Raw genomic sequence first — 21,773 nt, 5'->3', positions numbered from 1 at the left:
CATCGCTAGACCTGATCGGTCACGTCCGAGATCCTTGGCCGCATGGGTGCCGCGATGTGTCTTGTGTCCGCAGCCTGTTTCGGCGCGATGGCGATCTTCGGCAAGCTCGCCTACGACGCGGGCGTGCCACCCGGGTCGCTGCTGCTGGTCCGCTTCACCCTGGCCGCCGTCCTGCTCGGAATCGCCCTGCTGGCACGACCGGAACTGCGCCGCGCCACGTCCGGCCCTCCCGGCGGCGCGGCGGCCGGTCAGCCGACGATGACGCGCTCCCGCATGCTGGCCATCGCCGTCGGTCTGGGCGCCATCGGGTACGCCACGCAGGCGAGCCTGTTCTTCTCCGCGTTGCAACTGATGGACGCCTCGCTGCTGGCACTGATCCTCTACACCTACCCGGTCATGGTCACCGTGGTGGCGGTGGCGCTCGGCCGGGACCGGCTCACACCAGCGCGTGGCGCCGCGCTGGCGGCTGCCTCCGGTGGAACACTGCTGGTCCTGCTCGGGGCCGGCGCCGTGAGCTTCCACCTGCTCGGGGCGCTGCTGGCCTTCGCCTCCGCGATCACCTACACCGTCTACATCCTCGTCGCCGACACCGTCGTACGACGGCTGGCGCCCGTGGTGCTGTCTGCCCTGGTGATGACCGGCGCGGCAGGCACTCTCGGCGTCCGCGCCCTGGTCACCGGTGGCGTCGACCTCGGCTTCGAGGTGGCGGGATGGTTCTGGCTGGCCTGCATCGCCGTGGTCTCCACAGTTGCGGCGATGCTGAGCTTCTTCGCCGGGCTCAAGCGCACCGGCCCGTCGACCGCCGCCATCCTGTCCACCTTCGAGCCCGTCGTCACCGCCGCCCTGGCAGCGCTCGTCCTCGGCGAGTCCCTGACTCCGATGCAGCTCGTCGGCGGCGCGGTGGTGCTGTCCTCCGTGGTGGTCCTCCAACTCCGACGCACCGGCAACCGCCGCCAGGAGCCGTCCGCCGCTGACCAGCCCGACCTCGGGGCAGCCCGCCAGGCGTCAGCCGGCGGCGACGGCCGCGCGGGAGCGGTCGGTGGCGATCCGCACAGCGAGCGCCGCCAGCGCCGTCCCGGTCACCCAGCGCTGCACCCGCAGCCACACCGGACGGCGGGCGAAGAACCCGGCGAGCGAACCGGCAGTGAGCACGATCAGCGCGTTGACGCTTAGCGCCACCACGATCTGGGTGAGCCCGAGCAGCAGGCTCTGCGCCGCCACATGCCCGCGCGCCGGGTCGACGAACTGCGGCAGCAGCGACACGTACAGGATGGCGATCTTCGGGTTGAGCAGGTTGGTGACCAGGCCCATGGTGAACAGCCGGCGCGGCCGGTCCGGCGGCAGTGGCGCGGGCGTGAACGGCGACCGCCCGCCAGGGCGGATGGTCCGCCAGGCCAGCCAGAGCAGGTAGCCGGCCCCGGCGAGCTTCACCACCGCGTACAGCGTCGGCACCAGGACGAAGACGGTGGCCAGCCCGGCGACCGCCGCAGCAAGGTAGACGCCGAAGCCGGCAGCCACTCCGAGCAGCGAGACCAGCCCGGCCCGGCGGCCCTGCGCCACCGACCGGGAGATCAGGTAGACCATGTTCGGGCCGGGCGTGAGCACCAACCCCAACCCCACCAACGCGATGCCCAGCACCGCACCCGAGCTCACCATGACCGTCCCCCCCCGTTCGCTGATCCACTCCGCACCGACCGTAGACGCGGCCGGCGTCGGTGGCCCAGAGCCACCTGACCGGTGGTGGCCTGCCGTGTTGAACCGGCCACGGGGGCAGAAACCACCTGGTGGGCGTACGGCGGGAATGGTCGACGGCCCGGCCGCGCTGACCTGTTGCGAGGCGTGTCGGCGGGCGGACGCGGCGCGTTACGGTGACCGGGGGAGGTGCCGCAAGGTGACCGAGGCGTGGGACGCGGCCGTGGAGGCGCAGATCCGGGGAGCCGTGCAACGCGGCGAGTTCGACGACCTGCCCGGCATGGGCAAGCCGATCCCCGGCAAAGGCGCGCCGTACGACGAGTCGTGGTGGATCAAGAGTTTCCTGGAGCGTGAGGCGCTGCCGAGCGACCTGCTCCTGCCCACCCCGCTGCAACTGCGCCGCCGCATCGACCAGGTCCCCGACGAGGTCCGCGACCTGCCCACCGAGCAGTCCGTGCGGGATTTCGTGGGGCAGCTCAACGCGCAGATCGTGGCCTGGCTGCGCAACCCCGAAGGCCCCCGGGTGGTGGTGCGGCCGGTAAACGCCGAGGCGGTGGTGCACCGCTGGCGCGCCGAGCGCACCCGGCCCGAGATCACCACGCCCGCCGTCGAGCCGGTGACCGCCGTCGCGTCGCCGCGCCGCAGCTGGTGGCTGCGCTGGCGCCGCCGGGGCTGACCCGCGACGGGTGGGGGCATCCCGATCAGGACTCGCGGCGGCAGACTGTGCGGATGCTGATCGAGCTGCGGGCGCCAGCCGTCTCCCCGGCGCGAGACCTCGCTCTGCGACCCTGGTGCGCCGACGACCTGGACGCCCTCGTTGACGCGTACCGGGATCCGGTGTTGCGGCGGTGGACCCGCCTGCCCGTGACCAACGCCGCCGAGGCGCGGCAGTGGCTGGACCGGGTGCGGCGGGACTGGGACGACGGCAGCCGGTACAGCTTCGCCGTCCTCCAGGACGACCCGGACGGCCCACGGCTGGTGGCGAACGTGGTGCTCAAGAACGCCACGCCCGACGGCCCGACGGCCGAGGTGGGGTACTGGACAGCGGTCTGGGCCCGCGGTCGCGGAATAGCCCCGCGGGCGGTCGTCGCGCTGAGCGGGTGGGCGTTCGACCGGTCTCCCGGCCTGACCCGCCTCGACCTCATGCACCAGGTGGACAACGTGGCGTCCTGCCGCGTGGCGCAGAAGAGCGGTTACATCTTCCAGGAGGTGCTGCCGGCCCGGCCACCGTTTCCACTCGACGGTCACCGGCACTCGCTGACCGCCGGCTAGCGGTCAACCACCGCCGCCCGCCATCGCCTCACCGGAGGCCGCACCGCAGGCGACGGAGCGGCTCACGGAGTCCTCATCGGCCCACGGCCTCCTTCGGGTAGTGGCGGCGCAGGTTGGCGGCGAGGACGCGGTCGAGCATGCGGTCGGAGAGCATCGGGCCCAGGCGCATGATCAGCGCGGCGTCCCGGCCGGCGGTGTAGCGGGTGCGCGGTCTACGCGCCGTCACAGCCCTCGCGATGACCCGGGCGGCGGCGTCGGCGGTCAGCCCTGAAGCAGTGCCCGAGGTCATCAACTTGTTGTTCGCCTGGACGAGGCTGCCGTAGCGCTCGTCCTGCTCCGGCGTCATTTGGGCAGCCAGGTGGTTCGCCGTCTCGACCCCGCGGGCAGCCATCTCCGTGCGGACGCCGCCGGGCTCGACCACCACCACCTGTACGCCAAGAGAAGCGACCTCCCGGCGGAGCGAGTCGCTGACCGCCTCCAGGGCGAACTTGGCGCCGGCGTACGCGCCGTATGTGGCCATGGCGAACTTGCCGCCCACCGAGCTGATGTTGATGACGCGGCCCTTGCTGCGTAGCAGCGCGGGTAGGAGCGCTTGAGTGACAGCGATGTGGCCGAACAGGTTGACGTCGAACGCCCGCCGCCACTCCGCCATCGGCAGGACTTCGACTGGGGCGTTCACCTGGACGCCGGCGTTGTTGACGAGCGCGTGCAGTGCGCGGGGGTCATCGACCACCCGCGCGGCGAGTGCCTCCACGTGCTCGGACTTGGTGATGTCGAGGATGATCGGCTCGATGCCTGTCGATTGGATGGCGTCAGCGTCACGGTCGCGTCGTACGCCGGCCAGGACGTGAAATCCCAGGCGAGCCAGTTCGCGGGCGGCTGACGCGCCCACGCCCGTGGAGGCTCCGGTTACGACGATCAACTTGCGACTCTCAGATGACGTTGTCATCTAAGCTACCGTACCGTTTCAGATGACGTTGTCAACATTATGATGGCGTCATGACCACCCGTGCGGAGTCCGCCGCCGCCACCCGTCGCGCTCTGCTCGACGCAGCCGCCGAACTCCTCGACCTCGGCGGCCCCGAAGCGGTCACCTTGCGCGAGGTGGGCGCCCGGGCAGGCGTGACCCGGGGAGCGCCGTACCGGCATTTCACGGGCAAGGACAGCCTGCTGACCTCCGTCGCGGCCGAAAGCTGGGAACGGATGGGCGACCAGGTGCACGCCCTGCGGACCGACCCGGCCTTGTCAGCCTCCGAGAAGCTGAGCGGCGCTCTCCGCACCCTCATCGACGTCGGCCGGGAGCAGCCGCACCTGTACCAGGTGTTGTTCAGGCGGCGCGCAAACCTTCCTGGGCAACTCGGTGACGGGATGGATCGCCTCCGGCGTCAGCTATGCGGGCCGGAAGGCGACCCGGCCGTGGCCGAACGCGCGGCCGAACGCTTTCAGGGCGAGTTCCTGGACATCGTCACCGACCTCGTGGGAAAGCGGAACGCGCGGCGCTACGGTGCCCTGCTGCTGACCAGCGCCCACGGCATCGCGGGAATGGAGATCAGCGGCCACCTCGACACAGGCACGTGGCACACCACCGCCGACGAACTCGTCGACACCCTCGTCCGCATGGTCACGGACGCCGGCGAAATGACATAGCAACACCCACGGTCACCGGCACACGCTGACCGCTCCCTGAGTCAGTCGACGGCTGCCCGCCAAATCCAGGAGGTGCGCCGTTGCCGTCCCGGCAGCTCGCCGCGTCCGGTCATCCACAGCAGCACGTCCGGTGCGTCGCCGTCCGGCGCGTCCGGGAAGAGCCGCCGCAGCACCAACGCGCTCAGCCCGTGCGGGGGCAGCCATGGCACGCCCAGCCCAGCGGTGATGTCGTACGTGTGCAGCAGGGTTTCCGCCACGCCCATCGCGGCGAAGCCGGCCGGGTCGCATGGCCCGAAATGCCAGGCCCGCACGTCCGGCCCGGCGGCGTCGACCGCGGCGGCGAGCAGCCCGGCGCAGGCCCGCACCACGACGAGCAACTCCGCCGGGCTCGCGGTGGGGGAGACCCACAGGTCGTACGGAAGGTAGCCGTCCTGCGGGCGACCGGTGACCTGCCCGGCGTACGCGAGCAGGTCGTGCGCGACGTGCGCGGCGGTGTTCCAGCAGCTCCACGTCAGCGTGCCGGCCGGCACCGACCAGTCGCCCTCGCGCTGCGGGTGCAGCACCGCTGTCATCTCGTCGGCCGCCTGGAGCAGGTCGGCGCCGGTCACCGCTGGCATGCGTCGACCCTCGCAGCGGCACCACCATGGCGCAACCGGAATCGTCAGCCGGCCGACGGCACGCTGCCGAGGCGTCGCGTCGAACCCGCCTCCAGCGCTTCGGCGACACCGCGGATCCCGGCCCGGATCATGTCGCCGTAGGCGTCGTCGGGCAGAGCGTCGGCGAGCTGACGGGCAGTGACCAGATGCTCGCCGGCCGGACCGCCGTGACCCAGCCGCCGGTGTACGTCGGCGAGGTTCAGGTGCAGCGAGGGCAGGAACCCCCGTACCCGCAGGTCGTCGTCGTGTCGCCGGGCACGTTCGTCGGTGAGGTCGGCGGCTGCGGCCAGCGCGCGTTCGTCCCACACCAGCTCGGCCTCGGCAGTGTCCTGAAGGTCGGCGAGGTAGTGGGCGAGGGTGCAGCGGTGCAGGGCGTCGCCGGTCGGGCCGATCTCGTCCCACAGCTCGGTGAGCAGGTGGCGGGCCTGCGTCGGCGTACCGGATTGGCCGAGCTGCACCGCTTCGATGATGCGCGCCATGACGGGATCGGGCGTCGGCTGGTCGTTGTCGTCCATACCGCCGATGCTGAGCCCTCGACCGGGTCGAGGGTCAACGCGCGCTCAGAGGATCGGCGCGCGCTCCGGAGTCGGTCGGGGAATCCGAAAACCGTTTGAGCTTGCCCCTCGCCCTCGCATAGGTTGCCGCCAACCCACCAGTGAGGACATATCGCGTGACCCCGCCCGCTCTGTAGACCTGACACTTTCACGCTCACCGGTAGCCGACCGTGCCGTCGGCTCTTCCGGGCTGCCCCTGTGCGCCCGGCCATCCAGCGTTCGAGGCCGCCTGTGACCGGCCTCTTTGTCAGGTCTGGAGAGTCATGTCTTCACCACCGCATATCGTGCTGCCCTGGGTCGTTCGTCGGACCAGGTTGCCCCTGCTGTCGTTGCGCTGCGTGGACTGCCGATCAGAGTCGGCCACCACCGGCCAGGGCAGATTCCGCGTCAACGCCAACGGCAAACTGCTGGACGTGTGGCTGCTGGTCCGCTGCGTGACCTGCGATCGCACCAGCAAACTCACAGTGCACGAGCGAACGCCGGTCAGCTCCTTCGATCCGGACGAACTCGAGGGATACCGCGTCAATGACGCAGACCTTGTTGCGTCCCGGTTGCTGGATCCGCTGCTCGCCCGGCGCTGCCACTTCACCCTGGACTGGACGGGCGCCTGGCGTCTGGACGTCCCGACCGCAGTGTCCGACGAAGCGTGGCCGATCCGGGTAGCGGTCGCCTTCGAAGATCCCGTGCCGGTACGCCCGGAACGGCTCATCGCCCAGGGGCTCGGCCTCAGCAGGAACGACGTACGGCGCAGGGTCAAGTGCGACGTTGCGCTGCACCGGTCCACCAGCGCCGGGTTCACCTTCACCGTGCTGGCGGGGGACTAGCGAGAACCCAGCCGGGCGGGCCGTTTGGCCCGCCCGGCTACGGGCTCCGCGCGTCACCTGCCCGTCTTCCCAGGTCTGGGGGTCAGGCGGCGTCGTCGCAGGCGTGGCTGCGGACCTGTCCCGCCAGGCCGCCAGGTCGTCCTGAATGCTGCCGATCTTGACCAGTTGGCGTTCGATCGCGTCACGGCCCAGGGCCAGATGGCCGGGAAGCTTGTCCCCACCGGTGACCTCGTAGATCAGGGCCGCGCCCCTCAACGGGGTCCCCGAGCTGGGTGTGGTTGGCGGTGTCGCTCCACTCCAGGGTCGCGTGGGCGGAGGTGCCGTCGTAGGCACCGATGCGCTGTGCGGCTGTCGACAGCGAGCTGGCGTCGAGGAAGTCGGTGCGGAAGACACCAGGCTCCACGGTCAACAACCCACTCGCCGGTCGCCTGATCACCGACTTCCGCGCGCTCCCCGCCGCCGAGCGCAACCAGGCGCCTGAGGGAGGAACGCGGCGCCGGCGGCGGTGAGCCGGCTGCCCTGGCTGGTGCGCTCCAGCAGGCGTACGCCGAAGGTGTTCTCCAGCCGTTGGATCTGGCGACTCAACGAGGGTTGGGCCACCCGGAGTTCTTCGGCGCGCGGGCGAAGTTCAGGTGCTCGGCGACGAGAGTGAAGTACCGGACCAGCCGCAGGTCGAGATCGGGAAGCAGTTTTCGAAGCCTACGCGTCATGCACCTGCGGCATAACGACGTGCGGAGCGGGTGCTGGACGGGCGCCCCCGGCCGTTGCTGTCAGCGGGTGCTGGCGGGATGGGCGGCAGGCGGCCCGCAGCGGGGTTGATGGCGGGTGGGAGCATGATCGCATGGAGATTTTCGAGGACTCCCGCAACGTGTCGCGCGACGATCTGGCCGCCTGGCTTCGCCAACTCGCCAGTCAACTGGAATCCGATGGGCGGATCTTCTTCGGCGCCGCAGGCACCGTGCGGGTCCCCGACGAGGTCGAGTGTGAGTTCGAGATCGAGGACGAGGACGGCGAGCTCTCCGTCGAAATCGAGTTCACCTGGCCCAGCCCGCGGCCGGCTTCCGCCAACGCCTCAGAGGACGAAGACGAGGACGCGGAAGAGTCGGAGGACGAAGGCGGGGAGGACGAAGGCGCGGAGGAGTCGGCGGACGAAGACGGCGAGGAGGACGAGCCGGCCGCGTCCGCTGTGGAGGTCACCGCCCCGGTCAGCGCGGAATCCCTCGGTGCCGCGCCGGCGGAGGCCGGGACCGCTGCCGCCGAGCAGCCCGCCACCCCGGCTGAGGATGCCACGCCGGCCGCCGCCGAGCCTGCCGACACCGCAGGCGGGGAAGAAACGACCGACACCGCCAGCGCGGAAGAGCCTGGCGACACCGCCGGGGAGGACGAGGCATCTCCCGCCGGCGACGCTGAGAAGCCCACGGGCGAGGAGACTCCCGCCGAGAAGCCTGCGGGCGAGGAGACCGCCACCGAGGCAGTCGACGGCGGCCCCGCCGAGCGGACGGCCTGACCCCAGGTCCCGAGAGGTTCTCCGGAGAGCCACACCGCGTGGCCTCCGGAGAACCAACACCGGCCCGTCAAGCAGGCCGCAGTTGCGCCGTCTTTCTGGAATCCGAGCGGTCGCTGCTGCGTACGGCCACCGACGCCGGCCTTAACGGAACCGGTCGACGGTGACAGGGATCATCCCCTGCTGGCGCATCTGCGTTGTCAGGCCGCGCAGCAGTACACCGACCGCTTCATCGCGCTCCCCGAGAAGATCGCAGGCCACGTCCAGTCCGTAGGCGGCACCCGCAGCGACCCGGCGTAGCTCCCACCGAAAGGCGTCGCCGGAGACCTGACGGCGCACCTCGCCCAAGACGCGCACCTCGGGATCCGCCGGGTCTCCGGTGATCGGCATCTGCCACGCTTCGCTGAGTGCCGCGAGGCCGTCCGCGCTCAGCTCGTCGGTGAACAGGATTCGGTAGACGCGCGTCTCGCGGAACCCTGGCCGGGGCCCGGAATCGCTCAGCCGCAAGGAAGATGGCGGCGGCTGAGCGGGAGAAGCACCGAAGAATGCCCGCACAGCGTCCTCGTCCGGCAGGTCCGCGCCACACAGGTTCTGATAGAGGGCAGCCGCCGCAGGGCGGCCGACCGGCGTCACCCGCTTGCGCAGCACGGCGTCAACGCGTATGCGCCAGCTGGTGGCCGATGCTTCGTACCAGCGGCCCTCCGGTCGGCTCCAGCCACCGCTCACCAAGCCGACGGTGGAGTAGTCCGCCGCGAGCAGGAACTCCTCCACCAACAGCCCTTCCGGCACGCCAGCACCGTCGTGCACCACGTAGTAGTGCAGTGTGGGCGAGTCGGCCGTCTGGCGCGTAACCGAAGTCGTCGTCACACGTCGATCTTCGAGCAGGGTGGCGTGCTGCTGCCGTCCGGCGCGCCGAGGTGACCTCGGCACGTCGCCGACCCCAGGGCCCCGGAATCCCAGGCGAGCGTTGGGAGGTCTGCTGTTATACCTTCGCAGCCGATACATTGAGGGCGTGGAGACACCGGTACGCGAACCCACGTTCCTGATCCTCACGGCGTTGGCCGCGCAGCCGCTGCACGGCTACGCGCTGATCACCGAGGTGGCCCAGCTTTCCGACGGCCGCGTGTCGCTGCGCCCCGGCACGCTCTACGGCGCCCTCGACCGACTGCTCGACGCGGGGCTGGTCACCGTGGAGCGGGAGGAAGTGGTGGACAGCCGGCTGCGGCGCTACTACCGGCTCACTGAGCAGGGCGGTGACCTGCTCGCCAGCGAGACCGAGCGGATGCGCCGCAACGTCGAGGCGGCAACCGCGCGGTTGAACGCACGTACCCGTCGAGGTACGCCCCGACTCAGCGGAGGGATCGCATGAGCGACCTGGAACGCCGCTATCTGCGACTGATCCGGATCTTCTATCCGGCCGGCTACCGCGATACGCGCGGCACCGAGATCGCGGACACGTACCTCGCACTGTGCCCACCGGACCGGCGGTGGCCTTCGGTAGCCGACGTCGCCGACGTGGCCGGTGGCGGACTACAGCAGCGCCTACGTGCGGTCGGCGCCACCGGAATCGGCCCCGGCGTGCGGCTGGCCGCGACGCTGGCGTTGGTGACCGCCACGGCTCTCGCCGGTGGTTGGGCCATGCTGGAGGTCAATCCGTGGACGACGGCGTGGTTCGGCTTCGAGCAGCACGGCATGTCCGTCTCGCTCGGTCTCGGCGCGTGGGCGGCCTGGCTGCTCGCCGCGGTGGTGTACGTGGTGGCACCCGGCCGGTGGACCCGCCTGGCGATCGTTCTCGCCCTTGTTCTCACCGTCGCCGTCGTACCGCTTGCCGCCGTCGTCGACCGGCCCCGGCCTCCGCTGTTCGTGCTCCTCGCCCAGGTCTGCCTCGGATTCGTGGCGCTCGGCGTTCCCGGCCGGCCGCCCTCGTGGATACGGCTGCTGCCCGTCACCGGCGCCGCCGCGGCTCTGCCCGTAGCGGCGACCGTTGCCCGCAACGGTGGCGACGTGCTTCCCGTGTACTACGGCTGGCCCGCCGGGCAGGTTCTGCCCGGCGCCGGGATGGCACTTCTGTTTGTGACGTTGCTCGTGGGTGTACGGCTTGCGGCGCGCAACGACCTTCGTGGTGCCTGGGCGCTGCTGGTGCTGCTCTGTCCGATCGGCATGCTGTGGCTGCATCCGCTTGCCGAGGAATTCGCCGTCAGCTTCTACGGCGGCGGGCCGAACGCTGACGGGACGACCCTGGCCACAGCCGCGATCATCGTGGCGGTTTCGGCGGCGATCGTCATGGCGGTTGCGGTGCTTGTCCACCGACGGGTCACCTTCACGCAGGCCGCCGCCGAAGGGCGTACGTCGGCGGACTCCCTCCCCAGCGACAGCGCGAAGCGGTAGCAGTCTGCCGGCACCGGGCCTGGACACTGCCGCCAGTCAGCCAACGGCCATCTCGCTGAGGCTTGCCCCGGCCATCACCTGCCAGCCTTGCGCGGCCGCTCTGGAACAGTCATCGGCTCATTACTAGATTGTCATTAACAGTAATCCATTAATTAACTCCGGCATAACCGGGCAAAACGTCGAAGCATCATAATGACAGTTATGTGCGCACCGGCGCTGGGGCGCCGACGGCAGTGGCTGTACGGCGGCGCGGACCCCGCCGGCTTTCCCGATCGGCGAGTTGCGCGACTCCAACGCTCCGATGCGTCCTGCACCGTCGCCTGGCGTGCCTGCCACTGACCGTGTGCTCGCCATTACCGTGATTCACGGTGTCGATGAGCGGGGAGCTCGTTCGTCGTATCAGTGGACGGGCCGACCGGGCCCCGAGACCAACGGACCTGACACATGGCCAAGTACATGCTTCTCATCTACGGCAATGAGCAGGAGTGGGCCGCCATGACTGCCGAGGAGACCCAGCGTCTGGATGACGGCCACGCCGCTTTTGTCGCGGCAGCCGGCTCAGCGGTGCTGAGCAGTCACCAGCTGGAGCCGGGCGCGACGGCGACGACCCTGCACGGCGATCTGGCCGGCCGGGCCACCCCGACCGACGGACCGTTCCTGGAGACCAAGGAGGGGCTCGGCGGTTACTACGTGGTGGAGGCCTCCGACCTGGACCGCGCGCTCGCGCTCGCGCAGCTGCTTCCCGAGCTGAAGATGGCGCACTGCGCGGTCGAGGTCCGGCCCCTCGTGGACGTGGGCTGAGCGCTGGGGACACCTCGGCGGCGTCACGGGGCGTCGCCGAGGTGATCGCACGGGCACACCGGGCAGAATGGGCCGCGGTGCTGGCAGCGACTGTGCACTACACACGTGACCTGGACCTGGCCGAGGAGTGCGTGCAGGACGCGTACGCCAAGGCGCTGCAGACATGGGGCCGCAGGACCCCCGTGCCGGCCCGGCCCGGCGCGTGGCTGACAAGCGTGGCGCGCAACCGTGCCCTGGACCGGATGCGCCGCGCCTCGGTGTTGCGGCGTGCCCTGCCGTTGCTCGTGGTGGACGAGGCGGTGCCTGGTCCGGAGGAAGGTGTCGAGGCACCGGTCGACGACGACCGACTGCGTCTGATCTTCACCTGTTGTCACCCGGCGTTGTCGCGCGACGCCCAGGTGGCCCTCACGTTGCGGCTGCTGTGTGGTCTGTCCACCGTCGAGGTCGCCCGGGCGTTCCTCGTCCAGGAGACGACAATGGCGGCTCGGATCACCCGGGCCAAGAAGAAGATCAGCGCCGCCCGGATCCCGTACCGGGTGCCGGCACGCGAGGAGCTTCCTGAGCGGGTCGACGCGGTGCTCGAGGTGTTGCACCTGGTCTTCACCACCGGGCACGCCGCGCCGGTCGGCGAGTCACTGATCCGCCGTGACCTGGTCGACGGCGCCATCGGGTTGGCCCGGGTGATGCATGTGCTGTTGCCGCAGAACGGTGAGGTGGCCGGCCTGCTGGCGCTGATGCTGCTCATCGATTCCCGGCGGGAGACCCGGGTGGGCGTGGATGGGCGCCTGCTGCTGCTCGCCGAGCAGGACCGCAGCCGGTGGGACACCGACCAGATCAACGAAGGCGTCGCTCTGCTGGTGGAGTCGCTGCGTCGGCAGCCGCCCGGCCGGTACGCCGTACAAGCGGCGATCGCCGCTGTGCACGCCGAGTCGCCGAGCTGGGCGGACACGGACTGGGCTGAGATCGTCGCGTTGTACGACGTGCTGCGCTCGCTGTGGCCGTCGCCGGTCGTGGACCTCAACCGGGCGGTGGCGCTCGGTATGCGTGACGGGCCGGAGGCCGGCCTCGCCGCCCTCGAACTGTTGCTCGACGTGCCGGCCATGGCCACCTACGGCTATCTCAGCGCCGCCCGCGCGGACTTCCTGCGTCGCCTCCAGCGCTGGGCCGAGGCCGAGGCGGCGTACGCGGAGGCGCTCGCACTGACGGGCAACGAGGTGGAGCGTGCCTTCCTCGCCGGTCGTCTCAGGGAGATCCGAGATCACGTCTGAGGGCTGCCTGTCCGAAAGACGTTTCCGTCGTTCGTCATCCCGGTGTCAGGGACGATGACGAAGCGTTAGAGGAGAGCAGGGTATGCAGACGCCGCCAAGTCGAGCCACGATCCGAGCACGCTGGGCTGTCACGGCGGTGTTCGGGATCAACGGGCTGCTGATCGCCAGCCTGGCGGTGCGGACGCCCTCGTTGAAGATCGACCTCGGGCTGACACCTGGGCAACTGGGTCTGCTGTCCGCGATGTTCGGCATCGCGGCCGTGATCATGATGCAGACCGTCGGCAACGTCGTGGCCCGTACCGGCAGCAGGGTGATCGTGCAGGGCACCACAGTGGTCCTGCCGTTGCTGTTGGTGGGGGTCGGCGTGGCGCCCGACCTGTGGTGGCAGATCCTGGTGCACCTCGCGTTCGGCGCGGTGCACGGCATGCTCGACGTGACGATGAACGCGCACGCGGTGGCCGTACAGCAGCGGTTGAGCCGGCCGATCATGAACGGTTGCCATGCGGCGTGGAGCATCGGCGCGGTTGCCGGCGCGCTGCTCGGAGCGGGCGCGGCGCACATCGGGATGTCCCGCACCGTGCACTACCTGTTGCTGGCCGGGGTGCTGATCCCGCTGTCGGCCGTCTGCGGCCGGATGTTGCTGCCGGCCGCCGCGGATCGCGGGACCGACGCGACGCCGGTCGGTGTCCGCGCCGGCTGGCGGGCCGGGTGGAGCCTGCGCGTGGTGCTGTTCGGCGTGATGGGCGCGATCGTGCTGACCGTCGAGGCGGGGGTGGCCGACTGGAGCGGTGTCTACCTGCACGAAAACCTACGCGCGTCGCTGGGTGCGGCCGGCATGGGTTACGTGCTGTTCGCGATCTTCCAGACAGCGGGCCGGCTGGTCGGTGACCGCCTCCAGGAGCGGACGTCGGCGACGCGGCTGCTCCAGGTCGGCACATCCGTCGCTGCGGTGGGTGTGGCCGTGGCCCTGGCAAGTCCGTGGCCGGCCCTGTCCATTGCCGGGTTCGCGCTTGTGGGCGCTGGACTGGCCACCCCCTTGCCCGTGTTGTTCGGTGTCGTGGGCAGCCTGGGTGCTGACAGCGCCGGCCCTGGCGCGGCCATTGTGGTCGCCCGGTTCACCACCCTTACCTACACCGGCATCCTGCTCGCGCCTGCGGTGATCGGCTGGTTCGCCGACCATGTCGGCCTGCGTTGGACCTTGGCCGCGCTGGTGCCGCTGCTCCTCGCGGTCGCCCTGGTCGCGGGTCGGGCGACGAGTGACCGCGTACGCCCCACGAGCAAGCGCGCAGACGCGAAGATCTCCGTGTAGAGGGGGTCGACGGGACCGCGGAACAGGTCAGCCGGTGCGGCGTACCTCGGTGTCCCAGATCTGCGCCCACGGACGCCGCAGCCCTCGGCACACGTAGATCGGGCCACCGTTCTCGTCGTTGTCGACCTCGACCCGCTGGTCCACCCGCCCGGCGAGCGCGCACGCGTCGAACCAGGCGGTCAGCGGGTCGGGACGCTCCCAGCCCACGGCGATCACCACGTCGGCCCCGGCGGGTGGCCTGCCGAAATCGGCCATGCTGTTGTGCCCGGAGTAGGCGACGGGCAGGCCACGGGCCGGGCCGTACCGGGCCACCGCGCCGGCCTCGCCGTAGTTGCCGGTGAGGATGACGGCCCGCGCACGCTCCTCCGGCGGCAGCCCACGGTGGACGGCGGCAAGCGAGTCGGCGAACGCTGGCCAGCCGATGGTCTCACCAGCGTCGTAGTTGACGTCCACCACGAACGCGGGCAGCCGCTCGGTGGGCAGCACCGGCAGCAGCAGCACGATGCTGGGCAGGAGGAACAGCGGCACACCTGTCGCGAGCAGCCCTCGACGCAGCCAGACGGACCCACGCGACGCCCAGGCGGTGGTCACCACCGCGCCGACGGCGGTGAGGACCAGCAGCAACGGCGCGTCGTAGTAACCCTTGCCGCCGGCGACCAGCACGACGACGACCACTACCAACCAGGACCAACCCACCGCCCGGTACGCCCGCCACTGCGGCCGGCGCAGCAGCGCGACGAGACCGGCGATCCAGATCGGTACGGCGTACGGGCTGATGATGACGAAATGGAGGATGAACGCGTCGAGGCGGCCGCTGTAGGAGCTGTCGCCGTCGGCGATGGAGGCTGCCACACCGAGTTGCGGGAACCCGTGTACGGCCTGCCAGATCAGGTTCGGTGCGGCCAGCAGTGCGGCGATCCCGGCGGCGGCGAGCACCCACCGGTCACGCAGCAGCCGACGTGGCCCGGCGATGGCCACCCCGGCGATCAGACCCACGGCCAGCAGCGCGGGCAGCACCTTGTTGAGCATGCCCACGCCGAGCGCCAGCCCGATGCCGAGCGCCCAACGAGTGTCTCCGGTGCGCAGTAACCGCACCACGCACCACGCTGCCGCCAGCCAGACCAGTAGGTCGACGGTAGTGGTGCTGAGCAGGTGCCCGTTGGCGAGCACGATGCCGGACAGTGCGGCCAGCACCGCGGCGAAGGTCTGCGCGGCTCGGCCGGCGCCCAACTCGCGGGCGATGGCGGCGACCAGCAGCACCGCGCCGCCGGCCACCATCGCCGAGGGCGTCCGCAGCACCACCAGGTTGTCCGGGGCGATCATGTCGAGCAGGCGGGCCAGCGCTGGGACCAGTGGACCCTGATCGACGTAGCCCCAGTCCAGGTGGCGGCCGGCGAGCAGGAAGTAGAGCTCGTCGCGGTGATAGCCGTAGCGGCCGGCGAGCAGCAGCAGCGTCACGCTGGTGATCACGGCCACCACGACCGGGCCGACGGCACGCGGGCCGGGCTCCGGTGACACCTCCGGCCGCGCCGACCGCTCCGGCGGGTGCGGTCGGGCCGTGTCGACGGCGGGCTCCCTCACCTGCACATCATCCCCCGCGACGTGCCCGCGCGGGTGCCCGCGCGCTTCGGCCGGTCGGCGCGTGCGCGCGACAGGTGCGAAGATCGGCTTGTTCCACGAACTGGAAGGACGACATGCGTTATCGCACTCTGGGTGCCACCGGCACCGTTGTCTCGACCCTGTGCCTGGGCACCATGACCTTCGGTGCCGAAACCGACGAGGCGGGCAGCTTCGCCCAGCTGGACCGGTTCGTCGAGGCCGGCGGCACGTTCATCGACACCGCCGACGTCTACTCCGCCGGCACCTCCGAGGAGATCGTCGGCCGTTGGCTGCGCGCACGGCCCGATGTGCGGGATCGCTTGGTCATCGCCACGAAGGGCCGGTTCCCGATGGGCCCCGGCGCGAACGACGCCGGTCTGTCCCGCGTCCACCTCACCAGGGCGCTGGAGGCCAGCCTGCGGCGGCTCGGCGTCGAGGCCGTCGACCTCTACCAGGCGCACGCCTGGGATCCGCTTACTCCGCTGCCGGAGACGCTGCGCTTCTTCGACGACGCCGTCAGCGCCGGCAAGATCCGCTATGCGGGGGTCAGCAACTTCACGGGGTGGCAGTTGCAGAAGGCCGCGCTGCTCACCCAGCACCTCAACCTCACCCCGATCGTGACCCTGCAACCGCAGTACAACCTGCTGGCCCGGGAGATCGAGTTCGAGCTGGTGCCGGTCTGCGAGAACGAAGGCATCGGCATCCTGCCGTGGTCGCCGCTGGGCGGTGGCTGGTTGACCGGGAAGTACCAGCGCGACAGCACGCCCACCGGAGCGACCCGCCTGGGCGAGAACCCGGAGCGTGGCGTCGAGGCGTACGCCGGTCGCAACGCCGACGAGCGCACCTGGCGGGTGCTCGACGCGGTGGGTCAGGTCGCCGGGGAGCGCGGTGTGTCGATGTCGGCGGTGGCGTTGGCCTGGTTGGCGGCGCGTCCGGCGGTCACCTCGGTGATCCTCGGCGCGCGGACCATCGAACAGCTCGACGACAACCTGACCGCCGCCGACCTGACCCTCGACGCCGAGCAGACGCGACTGCTGGACGAGGCGAGCGCCCCGCTTGTGGGCGACTACCCGTACGGCGCCGCCGGTGTGCGCCAGCGCGGTCGGGACCTGCCGACCATGTCATGACGTCGTTTCCCGAGCCCACCGACCCGGCCGGCGGCCGTGCCGAGGTGTTCCTGACCTACCTGGACTACTTCCGGGAGTCCGTCGTGGCGAAGGTGTCCGCGCTGGCGGAGCCGGAGCTGTGGCGGAGCCGCCTGCCGTCGGGGTGGACGCCGTTGGAGCTGCTCACGCACCTGCGTCACGTCGAGCTGCGCTGGATCGAGTGGGGTTTCCAGGGCCGGGACGTCGCCGAGCCGTGGGGCGACCGCCGTGGGGACCGCTGGTACGTCGCCCCGGAGGAGACCCGCGCGGATCTGGTGGCGGCGCTGCGGGCGCAGGGCGCGCACACCACTGCTGTGGTGACGGCGCACGACCTGGCGGAGATCGGCGCGCCGGGGCCGCGCTGGAACGGCGCGGGCCCGGCGTCGCTGGAGCGGGTGCTGTTCCACCTGGTCCAGGAGTACGCCCGCCACCTCGGCCACCTCGACGTGGTCGCGGAACTCGCCGGCGGCCCGACCGGCGAGTGAGCCCGTCAACTCCATAATGGGCGAATGCCGCTGCTCGTCGCACCCGCCCTGCCCGTCGGGAGCCTCAGCGCTCAAGAGCAACCCCACCTTCCGGTACGCCCCGGGCTGATGCTGCGGCCGTGGCGCGACGATGACGCCACGGCCGTGCGGGCCGTCTTCGACTCTCCGGCGATCCAGCGGTGGCACGTCCGCCGCCTGGACGGTGACGACGAGGCGCGGGCGTGGACTGCGCAGTGGGCGCGACGTTGGCGCGACGAGACGGACGCGAGCTGGGCAATCGTCGACGCCGACGATCAGCCGGTCGGTCAGGTGGGGTTGCGGGGTGTGCTGCTGACCGAGGCGTCGGCGCAGGTGTCGTACTGGGTGGTGCCCGCCGCGCGTGGTCGGGGCATCGCCACCGGGGCGCTGCTCGCACTGGCCTGGTGGAGCTTCGCGCGGGCTGGTCTGCACCGGCTGTCGCTCGAGCACTCGACCGCCAACGCGGCGTCGTGCCGGGTGGCCACCCAGGCCGGCTTCACCGTGGAGGGCGTACTGCGTGAGTCGGTTCGCCACGCTGACGGGTGGCACGACATGCACCTGCATGCACGGCTGGCTTCGCAGCCGAACCCGGCAGCATCGGGGACATGACCGGTGCCCGGGGCGCCGGAAATTGCGTGGCTGTCGACGTACCGCCGATGGAAGGGTGACCGGCGTGACTGCGCATGCTCTGGCCGGGGCCCTGGCCGACGACGGACGGCGACGGATCTTCGCGGCGATCGTGCTGGGTGCGACAAGCGCGACCGCCGTCGCGCAGCGGACCGGCCTGGCGGCACGGGTGGTGCTCACCGGGGTCCGCCGTCTCACCGACGCGGGCCTCGTGACCGGCGCGGACGGCGCGCTCACTGTCGACGAGGCGTCGTTGCGGGCTGCGGCGCGCGACAGCCGCCCGGCCGACGAGGCCGAACCGGGCGGCGACCCGGTGCTGCGGACCTTCCTGCGTGGAGACGTCCTGGTGGGCCTACCGGCGCAGCGGGGCCGGCGCCGGGTGCTGCTGGCACACATCGCGGAACGCTCGTTCGAGCCGGGCACCCGCTATCCCGAGCGGGCCGTGGACGAGGCACTCAAGCCGTGGTGCGCCGCCGGAGGGTCCGATCACGCGACGCTGCGCCGATATCTGATCGATGAGCAGTTGCTCACCCGCGAGCACGGCGTCTACCAGCGGCTCTGATCGTCCTTGCGCCCCGGCAGCCGTCGAAATGCCGTTGACCGGGCGGTGATGATCGGCAGATGACCACCACCGCCGAATCAACCTGGCTGACCAGCATCTGCCGACCCGATCATCCCGACGCTGTCCTGCTGCTGCGGGAATACATGACGGAGATGGTGGTGCGCTACTACGGCCGTCCGGATCGACCCGGCGAGGTCGACGCGGCGTTGGCCGAGTTGCCCAGCGACGACCTGGCCTCCCCGGGCGGGCTGCTGCTTGTCGCTCACCACGGCGCGGACCTGGCCGGCTGCGCCGGGCTGCGCTGGCAGTCGGGCTGGGCCGAGTTGACCCGGGTGTACGTCCGTCCGGCGCATCGTGGCGCTGGTGGGGGAGCGGTGCTGCTGGCGGCCGCGGAGCAGCGGGCGCGCTCGGCCGGGGCCGACCGGATTCGGCTTGACACCCGCTCTGACCTGGTCGAGGCCCGCGCCCTGTACGCCCGGCACGGCTACGTCGAGATCCCCGCGTACTCGCGGGGCCCGTACGCCGAGCACTGGTTTGAAAAACCGCTGGAGTGAGCAGTTGACGACTGCCACAGGACGCGGTAAATAAGAAGAGGAAGTTGAGTCGCCTCGACTCAACTCAACACCTTCGGCCAGGAGAACCGAGGAGGCATGACAATGTTGATGCGTACCGACCCGTTCCGCGAGATCGACCGGCTCGCCGAGCAGTTCTTCGGTACGGCAGCCCGTCCCGCGGCGATGCACCTGGACGCCTACCGCGACGGCGACTACTTCTACGCGGCGTTCGACCTGCCCGGCGTCGACCCGGACAGCATCGACTGCACGGTCGAGCGCAACGTCCTCACCGTCCGCGCCGAGCGGCGCCGGCCCGCCGGTGACGGCGTCGAACTGGTCGCCGCCGAACGCCCGATGGGCACGTTCACCCGGCAGTTGTTCCTGGGCGACACCCTGGACACCGACAAGCTGGAGGCCGGCTACGAGAACGGGGTGCTGACGCTGCGCATCCCGGTCGCCGAGCGCGCCAAGCCCCGCCGCGTGACCATCAAGGCCAACGGCGACGCGCGACGCCAGATCAACGCCTGACAGACATCGCGCCAGCCGCGGCGGCCGGCACCTGGTTCAGGTGCCGGCCGCCGGCTGTCGTGCGCGGGCGGGCATGGGAGAGGTGGGCGTTGTCGGCGCGCCTTCATGGCAATCCCATCCACCGCTGAGAAGCTTTTTCACATGGTGTCTTCCGACGCTCCGGCGCTCACCCGCCCTACCGCCCGACCGGCGCTGCCCAGCGCGCCCGTCGACGTCACCGAGGCGTGGCTGCGTAACCGCCGACTGTCCGAACACACCCGCGACGCCTACCGACGCGACGTCACCGGCTGGCTGCGCTGGTGCGCCGGCCGTGACCTCGACCCGCTGCGGGTCTCGTTCCTGCACATCAACGAGTACGCGCGCGAGCTGGAGTCCACAGTCGTGGCCCGCAGCGGCCGACCGCTGACCCCGGCGACGGTGGCACGGCGGCTCTCCGCGCTGTCCAGCTGGTACGACTTCCTCGTCAAACTCGGCGGGGTGCCGGCCAATCCGGTCTCCGGCGTGGACCGGCCCCGCGTCGACCGGGACCACTCCGCCACCATCGGCCTGAGCGCCGACGAGGTCGACGCCCTGCTCAGTGCCGCCGACGCGGACACCGGCCCGACCGCCGTGCGCAACCGCGCGGCGATCGCACTCCTGGCCGACCTGGGCCTGCGGGTCGGGGAGCTGGTCTCGCTGGACCTCACCGACCTGGGCACCGAACGCGGGCACCGCAGCGTGCGCTTCGTCGGCAAGGGCGGCAAGCAGCGCCGCCGCGCCCTCACCCCCGGCACCGGGTACGCGGTGGACGCGTACCTGGCCCAGCGGGCCGCCGCCGCCGGGGTGCCGGTGACGCAGCTGACCGGGCCTCTGCTGGTCACCGCCAGCGGCGCCCGACTGGACCGGCACTCGGTGTTCCGGATCGTCCGCCGGCTCGCCCGCGCCGCCGGCATTCCGGCCTGGGCTCGGCTGTCCCCACACTCGCTGCGGCACGCCTTCGCCACCACCGCCCGATCCGAGGGCGTCCCCCTGGAGGACGTGCAGGACGCGATGGGTCACGCCGACCCGCGTACCACCCGCCGCTACGACCGGGACCGGCACAACCTCGACCGCGACCCGGCGTACGCGGTGTGGGCGGCGCGCTCCCGCCGCCGCGCCTGACGGTCACGTGTCGAGCGGCCACACCGTCACCCGGGCGTCCGTCTCGCGGCAGATCAACCGGGGTCCGGCACGCCGACAGTCCGTCACCCCCGACGGGAGGACGCCGCGTACCCGAGGGCCGTCCCGACCGACTGTGGCCACCAGGACGCGGTGGCCGTCCGCCGCCGGCTGGAGCAGCACCAAGGCGTCGGTGCCACCTCGCGAGCCCGCCACGGTGTGCCATCGCGTCCCGGCCGGCCACACCCAACTCCGTGTCCCCGTGGCCGGGTCGAGCGCCCACCGGCCGTGCCGGTCCTGCGCGCAGACCAGCTCCTGGCAGTTGCGCAGTGTCAGCTCGCCGCGCGGCACCGGAACCTCCCAACGCCGCGTCAGGCCCGGCAGGTCGTAAGCGGTCACGGCCGCCGCCGTGCCGGTCGGGTGGCGCAACACCAGGTGACCGCCGATGGCCTGCGGATTGTCCGGGCCGAAGTCGGCCGGCGGCAGCGATCCCTGCCCGTGTACGACGCCGTCGCGGGCGTCGAGCAGCCGCACCAGGCCGTCGTCCTGCACCACGAGTACTCGCGCGGGTGGGCCGGGCAGCACCTGCACCACGGCTGTGGACGGCACCGACATTGACCAGCGGGTGGCCCCGGAGGTCAGGTCGACACCCCGCACCGCCCCCTCGACCCGACGCCCCGGTTCCGACGCGCTGCGGACCTCGCTCACCGCCACCGCCGCGTCGCCGGCCGCGTACATGCGCTCGGCTCGCCGCCACAGCGGCTTCCCGTCGCGCATCGACCGGGCGGCGGTCGCCAGCACCTGACGCGCCTGGTCGCGCTCGGTGAGCAGCAGCACGTCACCGGCGGCCTGCGCGGACCAGCCCGCGGCGTCCGGCACGGCAACCCGCCATCGTGGCGGGCGGTGCGGTGCCGTCGCGTCGTACGCGCTCACCGTCGGCGGGCCGGCATCCGGATCGACGACCAGCAGCAGCTCACCGGCGACGAGCAGGGTGGAGCGGCCGGGCACCGGCGGCCCCGCCTGAGACGGCAGGCGCGCCGGCGCGGTGGATCCGCCGAGCAGCGCGCACACCGCCAGCACCAGCGCCACCCGCCCGGGTCGCGACGGCGCAGCCGGGGGTCGTTCATCCTGGGCGGGCGCTCCCCTTGACTCGCCCAGGTCGATCAGGACATCCACCGGCCGTCACCTCCGCTCCCGTCGACC

The 21,773-nt window shown here is 71.4% G+C and carries 26 protein-coding genes and 1 pseudogene; 18 read left to right on the top strand and 9 right to left on the bottom strand.

Annotated elements, in window-relative coordinates; genetic code table 11:
* Positions 1–42: 42 nt before the first annotated feature.
* A pseudogene (locus ADK66_RS29760) lies at positions 43–915 on the top strand (DMT family transporter); the annotation flags it as partial.
* 90 nt (positions 916–1,005) lie between these two features.
* On the opposite strand, the gene ADK66_RS29755 reads toward ADK66_RS29760, so the two are convergent.
* Positions 1,006–1,656, bottom strand: coding sequence for a LysE family translocator (locus ADK66_RS29755; protein ID WP_053661214.1), 651 nt, complete (start codon positions 1,654–1,656; stop codon positions 1,006–1,008).
* Positions 1,657–1,891: 235 nt separating this feature from the next.
* On the opposite strand from ADK66_RS29755, the gene ADK66_RS29750 reads away from it, so the two are divergent.
* Both ADK66_RS29750 and ADK66_RS29745 read left to right on the top strand, forming a co-directional pair.
* The gene (locus ADK66_RS29750) at positions 1,892–2,368 is read left to right on the top strand and encodes a DUF1992 domain-containing protein (RefSeq protein WP_053661212.1); all 477 of its coding nucleotides are present in this window, start codon (positions 1,892–1,894) and stop codon (positions 2,366–2,368) included.
* 53 nt (positions 2,369–2,421) lie between these two features.
* Positions 2,422–2,964, top strand: coding sequence for a GNAT family N-acetyltransferase (locus tag ADK66_RS29745; RefSeq protein WP_053661427.1), 543 nt, complete (start codon positions 2,422–2,424; stop codon positions 2,962–2,964).
* Positions 2,965–3,037: 73 nt separating this feature from the next.
* On the opposite strand, the gene ADK66_RS29740 is transcribed toward ADK66_RS29745, so the two are convergent.
* On the bottom strand, positions 3,038–3,913 hold the full coding sequence (locus tag ADK66_RS29740) for an SDR family NAD(P)-dependent oxidoreductase (protein ID WP_053661210.1): 876 nt from the start codon (positions 3,911–3,913) through the stop codon (positions 3,038–3,040).
* A gap of 50 nt (positions 3,914–3,963) precedes the next feature.
* Here ADK66_RS29740 and ADK66_RS29735 point away from each other — a divergent pair, with 50 nt between their 5' ends.
* Complete coding sequence (locus ADK66_RS29735) at positions 3,964–4,611, top strand: TetR/AcrR family transcriptional regulator (RefSeq protein ID WP_053661208.1); 648 nt, start codon at positions 3,964–3,966, stop codon at positions 4,609–4,611.
* A 41-nt stretch (positions 4,612–4,652) separates the two neighbouring features.
* Here the strand turns inward: ADK66_RS29735 and ADK66_RS29730 are convergent, their stop codons facing one another.
* Positions 4,653–5,228, bottom strand: a complete 576-nt coding sequence (locus ADK66_RS29730) for a maleylpyruvate isomerase N-terminal domain-containing protein (RefSeq protein WP_197281685.1) — start codon at positions 5,226–5,228, stop codon at positions 4,653–4,655.
* Positions 5,229–5,272: 44 nt separating this feature from the next.
* On the bottom strand, positions 5,273–5,782 hold the full coding sequence (locus tag ADK66_RS29725) for a hypothetical protein (protein WP_053661206.1): 510 nt from the start codon (positions 5,780–5,782) through the stop codon (positions 5,273–5,275).
* Positions 5,783–6,084: 302 nt separating this feature from the next.
* On the opposite strand from ADK66_RS29725, the gene ADK66_RS29720 reads away from it, so the two are divergent.
* Positions 6,085–6,645 carry a DUF1062 domain-containing protein gene (locus ADK66_RS29720; RefSeq protein ID WP_053661204.1) on the top strand — a complete coding sequence of 187 codons (561 nt, stop codon included), beginning with the start codon at positions 6,085–6,087 and terminating at the stop codon, positions 6,643–6,645.
* 432 nt (positions 6,646–7,077) lie between these two features.
* Here ADK66_RS29720 and ADK66_RS32530 read toward each other — a convergent pair whose 3' ends face one another.
* Positions 7,078–7,245 (bottom strand): LysR family transcriptional regulator, encoded by a 168-nt coding sequence (locus tag ADK66_RS32530; RefSeq protein WP_231640251.1) that lies wholly within the window; start codon positions 7,243–7,245, stop codon positions 7,078–7,080.
* A complete protein-coding gene (locus ADK66_RS32605) occupies positions 7,227–7,355 on the bottom strand; it encodes a hypothetical protein (RefSeq protein WP_255353067.1) in 129 nt (42 codons plus the stop codon). The genes ADK66_RS32530 and ADK66_RS32605 overlap by 19 nt, the downstream gene beginning before the upstream one ends.
* A gap of 131 nt (positions 7,356–7,486) precedes the next feature.
* On the opposite strand from ADK66_RS32605, the gene ADK66_RS29715 reads away from it, so the two are divergent.
* On the top strand, positions 7,487–8,152 hold the full coding sequence (locus tag ADK66_RS29715; protein WP_053661203.1) for an amphi-Trp domain-containing protein: 666 nt from the start codon (positions 7,487–7,489) through the stop codon (positions 8,150–8,152).
* Positions 8,153–8,293: 141 nt separating this feature from the next.
* Here the strand turns inward: ADK66_RS29715 and ADK66_RS29710 are convergent, their stop codons facing one another.
* On the bottom strand, positions 8,294–9,016 hold the full coding sequence (locus ADK66_RS29710; RefSeq protein ID WP_053661201.1) for a hypothetical protein: 723 nt from the start codon (positions 9,014–9,016) through the stop codon (positions 8,294–8,296).
* A gap of 145 nt (positions 9,017–9,161) precedes the next feature.
* On the opposite strand from ADK66_RS29710, the gene ADK66_RS29705 reads away from it, so the two are divergent.
* From ADK66_RS29705 to ADK66_RS29685, 5 genes are all read left to right on the top strand, one after another.
* Complete coding sequence (locus ADK66_RS29705; protein ID WP_053661199.1) at positions 9,162–9,518, top strand: PadR family transcriptional regulator; 357 nt, start codon at positions 9,162–9,164, stop codon at positions 9,516–9,518.
* Positions 9,515–10,537 (top strand): hypothetical protein, encoded by a 1,023-nt coding sequence (locus ADK66_RS29700; protein ID WP_053661192.1) that lies wholly within the window; start codon positions 9,515–9,517, stop codon positions 10,535–10,537. Before ADK66_RS29705 ends, ADK66_RS29700 begins: the two co-directional genes overlap by 4 nt.
* A gap of 444 nt (positions 10,538–10,981) precedes the next feature.
* A complete protein-coding gene (locus ADK66_RS29695; protein ID WP_053661190.1) occupies positions 10,982–11,338 on the top strand; it encodes a YciI family protein in 357 nt (118 codons plus the stop codon).
* Positions 11,339–11,415: 77 nt separating this feature from the next.
* Positions 11,416–12,606, top strand: coding sequence for an RNA polymerase sigma factor (locus tag ADK66_RS29690; RefSeq protein ID WP_197281684.1), 1,191 nt, complete (start codon positions 11,416–11,418; stop codon positions 12,604–12,606).
* 82 nt (positions 12,607–12,688) lie between these two features.
* Positions 12,689–13,915 carry an MFS transporter gene (locus tag ADK66_RS29685; RefSeq protein ID WP_157553089.1) on the top strand — a complete coding sequence of 409 codons (1,227 nt, stop codon included), beginning with the start codon at positions 12,689–12,691 and terminating at the stop codon, positions 13,913–13,915.
* A 27-nt stretch (positions 13,916–13,942) separates the two neighbouring features.
* Here ADK66_RS29685 and ADK66_RS29680 read toward each other — a convergent pair whose 3' ends face one another.
* Entirely contained in the window at positions 13,943–15,496 is a 1,554-nt protein-coding gene (locus ADK66_RS29680) for a glycosyltransferase family 39 protein (RefSeq protein WP_053661423.1), read from the bottom strand.
* A gap of 113 nt (positions 15,497–15,609) precedes the next feature.
* Here ADK66_RS29680 and ADK66_RS29675 point away from each other — a divergent pair, with 113 nt between their 5' ends.
* The 7 genes from ADK66_RS29675 (at position 15,610) to ADK66_RS29645 (ending at position 20,573) form a co-directional block, all read left to right on the top strand.
* Positions 15,610–16,641 carry an aldo/keto reductase gene (locus tag ADK66_RS29675; RefSeq protein WP_053661184.1) on the top strand — a complete coding sequence of 344 codons (1,032 nt, stop codon included), beginning with the start codon at positions 15,610–15,612 and terminating at the stop codon, positions 16,639–16,641.
* Complete coding sequence (locus ADK66_RS29670; RefSeq protein ID WP_053661182.1) at positions 16,638–17,144, top strand: DUF664 domain-containing protein; 507 nt, start codon at positions 16,638–16,640, stop codon at positions 17,142–17,144. Before ADK66_RS29675 ends, ADK66_RS29670 begins: the two co-directional genes overlap by 4 nt.
* A gap of 24 nt (positions 17,145–17,168) precedes the next feature.
* Positions 17,169–17,771 carry a GNAT family N-acetyltransferase gene (locus ADK66_RS29665; protein ID WP_053661181.1) on the top strand — a complete coding sequence of 201 codons (603 nt, stop codon included), beginning with the start codon at positions 17,169–17,171 and terminating at the stop codon, positions 17,769–17,771.
* Between the two features lie 64 nt (positions 17,772–17,835).
* On the top strand, positions 17,836–18,351 hold the full coding sequence (locus ADK66_RS29660; RefSeq protein WP_053661421.1) for a DUF2087 domain-containing protein: 516 nt from the start codon (positions 17,836–17,838) through the stop codon (positions 18,349–18,351).
* A gap of 59 nt (positions 18,352–18,410) precedes the next feature.
* The gene (locus ADK66_RS29655) at positions 18,411–18,905 is read left to right on the top strand and encodes a GNAT family N-acetyltransferase (protein ID WP_053661179.1); all 495 of its coding nucleotides are present in this window, start codon (positions 18,411–18,413) and stop codon (positions 18,903–18,905) included.
* Positions 18,906–19,007: 102 nt separating this feature from the next.
* Positions 19,008–19,433 (top strand): Hsp20/alpha crystallin family protein, encoded by a 426-nt coding sequence (locus tag ADK66_RS29650; protein ID WP_053661177.1) that lies wholly within the window; start codon positions 19,008–19,010, stop codon positions 19,431–19,433.
* A 141-nt stretch (positions 19,434–19,574) separates the two neighbouring features.
* Positions 19,575–20,573 (top strand): tyrosine-type recombinase/integrase, encoded by a 999-nt coding sequence (locus ADK66_RS29645; protein WP_053661175.1) that lies wholly within the window; start codon positions 19,575–19,577, stop codon positions 20,571–20,573.
* A gap of 3 nt (positions 20,574–20,576) precedes the next feature.
* Here ADK66_RS29645 and ADK66_RS29640 read toward each other — a convergent pair whose 3' ends face one another.
* A complete protein-coding gene (locus tag ADK66_RS29640; protein ID WP_157553086.1) occupies positions 20,577–21,746 on the bottom strand; it encodes a PQQ-binding-like beta-propeller repeat protein in 1,170 nt (389 codons plus the stop codon).
* Between the last annotated feature and the right edge of the window lie 27 nt (positions 21,747–21,773).

This window comes from Micromonospora sp. NRRL B-16802 (assembly GCF_001279555.1).
GTDB lineage: Bacteria > Actinomycetota > Actinomycetes > Mycobacteriales > Micromonosporaceae > Micromonospora > Micromonospora profundi.
This window is presented reverse-complemented; position numbering and strand designations above follow the sequence as displayed.

Coding starts and splice junctions, on each gene's coding strand:
- ADK66_RS29650 (WP_053661177.1), top strand. CDS start 19,008: ATGTTGATGCGTACCGACCCGTTCCGCGAGATCGACCGGCTCGCCGAG.
- ADK66_RS29700 (WP_053661192.1), top strand. CDS start 9,515: ATGAGCGACCTGGAACGCCGCTATCTGCGACTGATCCGGATCTTCTAT.
- ADK66_RS29725 (WP_053661206.1), bottom strand. CDS start 5,782: ATGGACGACAACGACCAGCCGACGCCCGATCCCGTCATGGCGCGCATC.
- ADK66_RS29735 (WP_053661208.1), top strand. CDS start 3,964: ATGACCACCCGTGCGGAGTCCGCCGCCGCCACCCGTCGCGCTCTGCTC.
- ADK66_RS29675 (WP_053661184.1), top strand. CDS start 15,610: ATGCGTTATCGCACTCTGGGTGCCACCGGCACCGTTGTCTCGACCCTG.
- ADK66_RS29655 (WP_053661179.1), top strand. CDS start 18,411: ATGACCACCACCGCCGAATCAACCTGGCTGACCAGCATCTGCCGACCC.
- ADK66_RS29685 (WP_157553089.1), top strand. CDS start 12,689: ATGCAGACGCCGCCAAGTCGAGCCACGATCCGAGCACGCTGGGCTGTC.
- ADK66_RS29755 (WP_053661214.1), bottom strand. CDS start 1,656: ATGGTGAGCTCGGGTGCGGTGCTGGGCATCGCGTTGGTGGGGTTGGGG.
- ADK66_RS29740 (WP_053661210.1), bottom strand. CDS start 3,913: ATGACAACGTCATCTGAGAGTCGCAAGTTGATCGTCGTAACCGGAGCC.
- ADK66_RS29665 (WP_053661181.1), top strand. CDS start 17,169: ATGCCGCTGCTCGTCGCACCCGCCCTGCCCGTCGGGAGCCTCAGCGCT.
- ADK66_RS32605 (WP_255353067.1), bottom strand. CDS start 7,355: ATGACGCGTAGGCTTCGAAAACTGCTTCCCGATCTCGACCTGCGGCTG.
- ADK66_RS29730 (WP_197281685.1), bottom strand. CDS start 5,228: ATGCCAGCGGTGACCGGCGCCGACCTGCTCCAGGCGGCCGACGAGATG.
- ADK66_RS29745 (WP_053661427.1), top strand. CDS start 2,422: ATGCTGATCGAGCTGCGGGCGCCAGCCGTCTCCCCGGCGCGAGACCTC.
- ADK66_RS29695 (WP_053661190.1), top strand. CDS start 10,982: ATGGCCAAGTACATGCTTCTCATCTACGGCAATGAGCAGGAGTGGGCC.
- ADK66_RS29645 (WP_053661175.1), top strand. CDS start 19,575: ATGGTGTCTTCCGACGCTCCGGCGCTCACCCGCCCTACCGCCCGACCG.
- ADK66_RS29715 (WP_053661203.1), top strand. CDS start 7,487: ATGGAGATTTTCGAGGACTCCCGCAACGTGTCGCGCGACGATCTGGCC.
- ADK66_RS29670 (WP_053661182.1), top strand. CDS start 16,638: ATGACGTCGTTTCCCGAGCCCACCGACCCGGCCGGCGGCCGTGCCGAG.
- ADK66_RS29720 (WP_053661204.1), top strand. CDS start 6,085: ATGTCTTCACCACCGCATATCGTGCTGCCCTGGGTCGTTCGTCGGACC.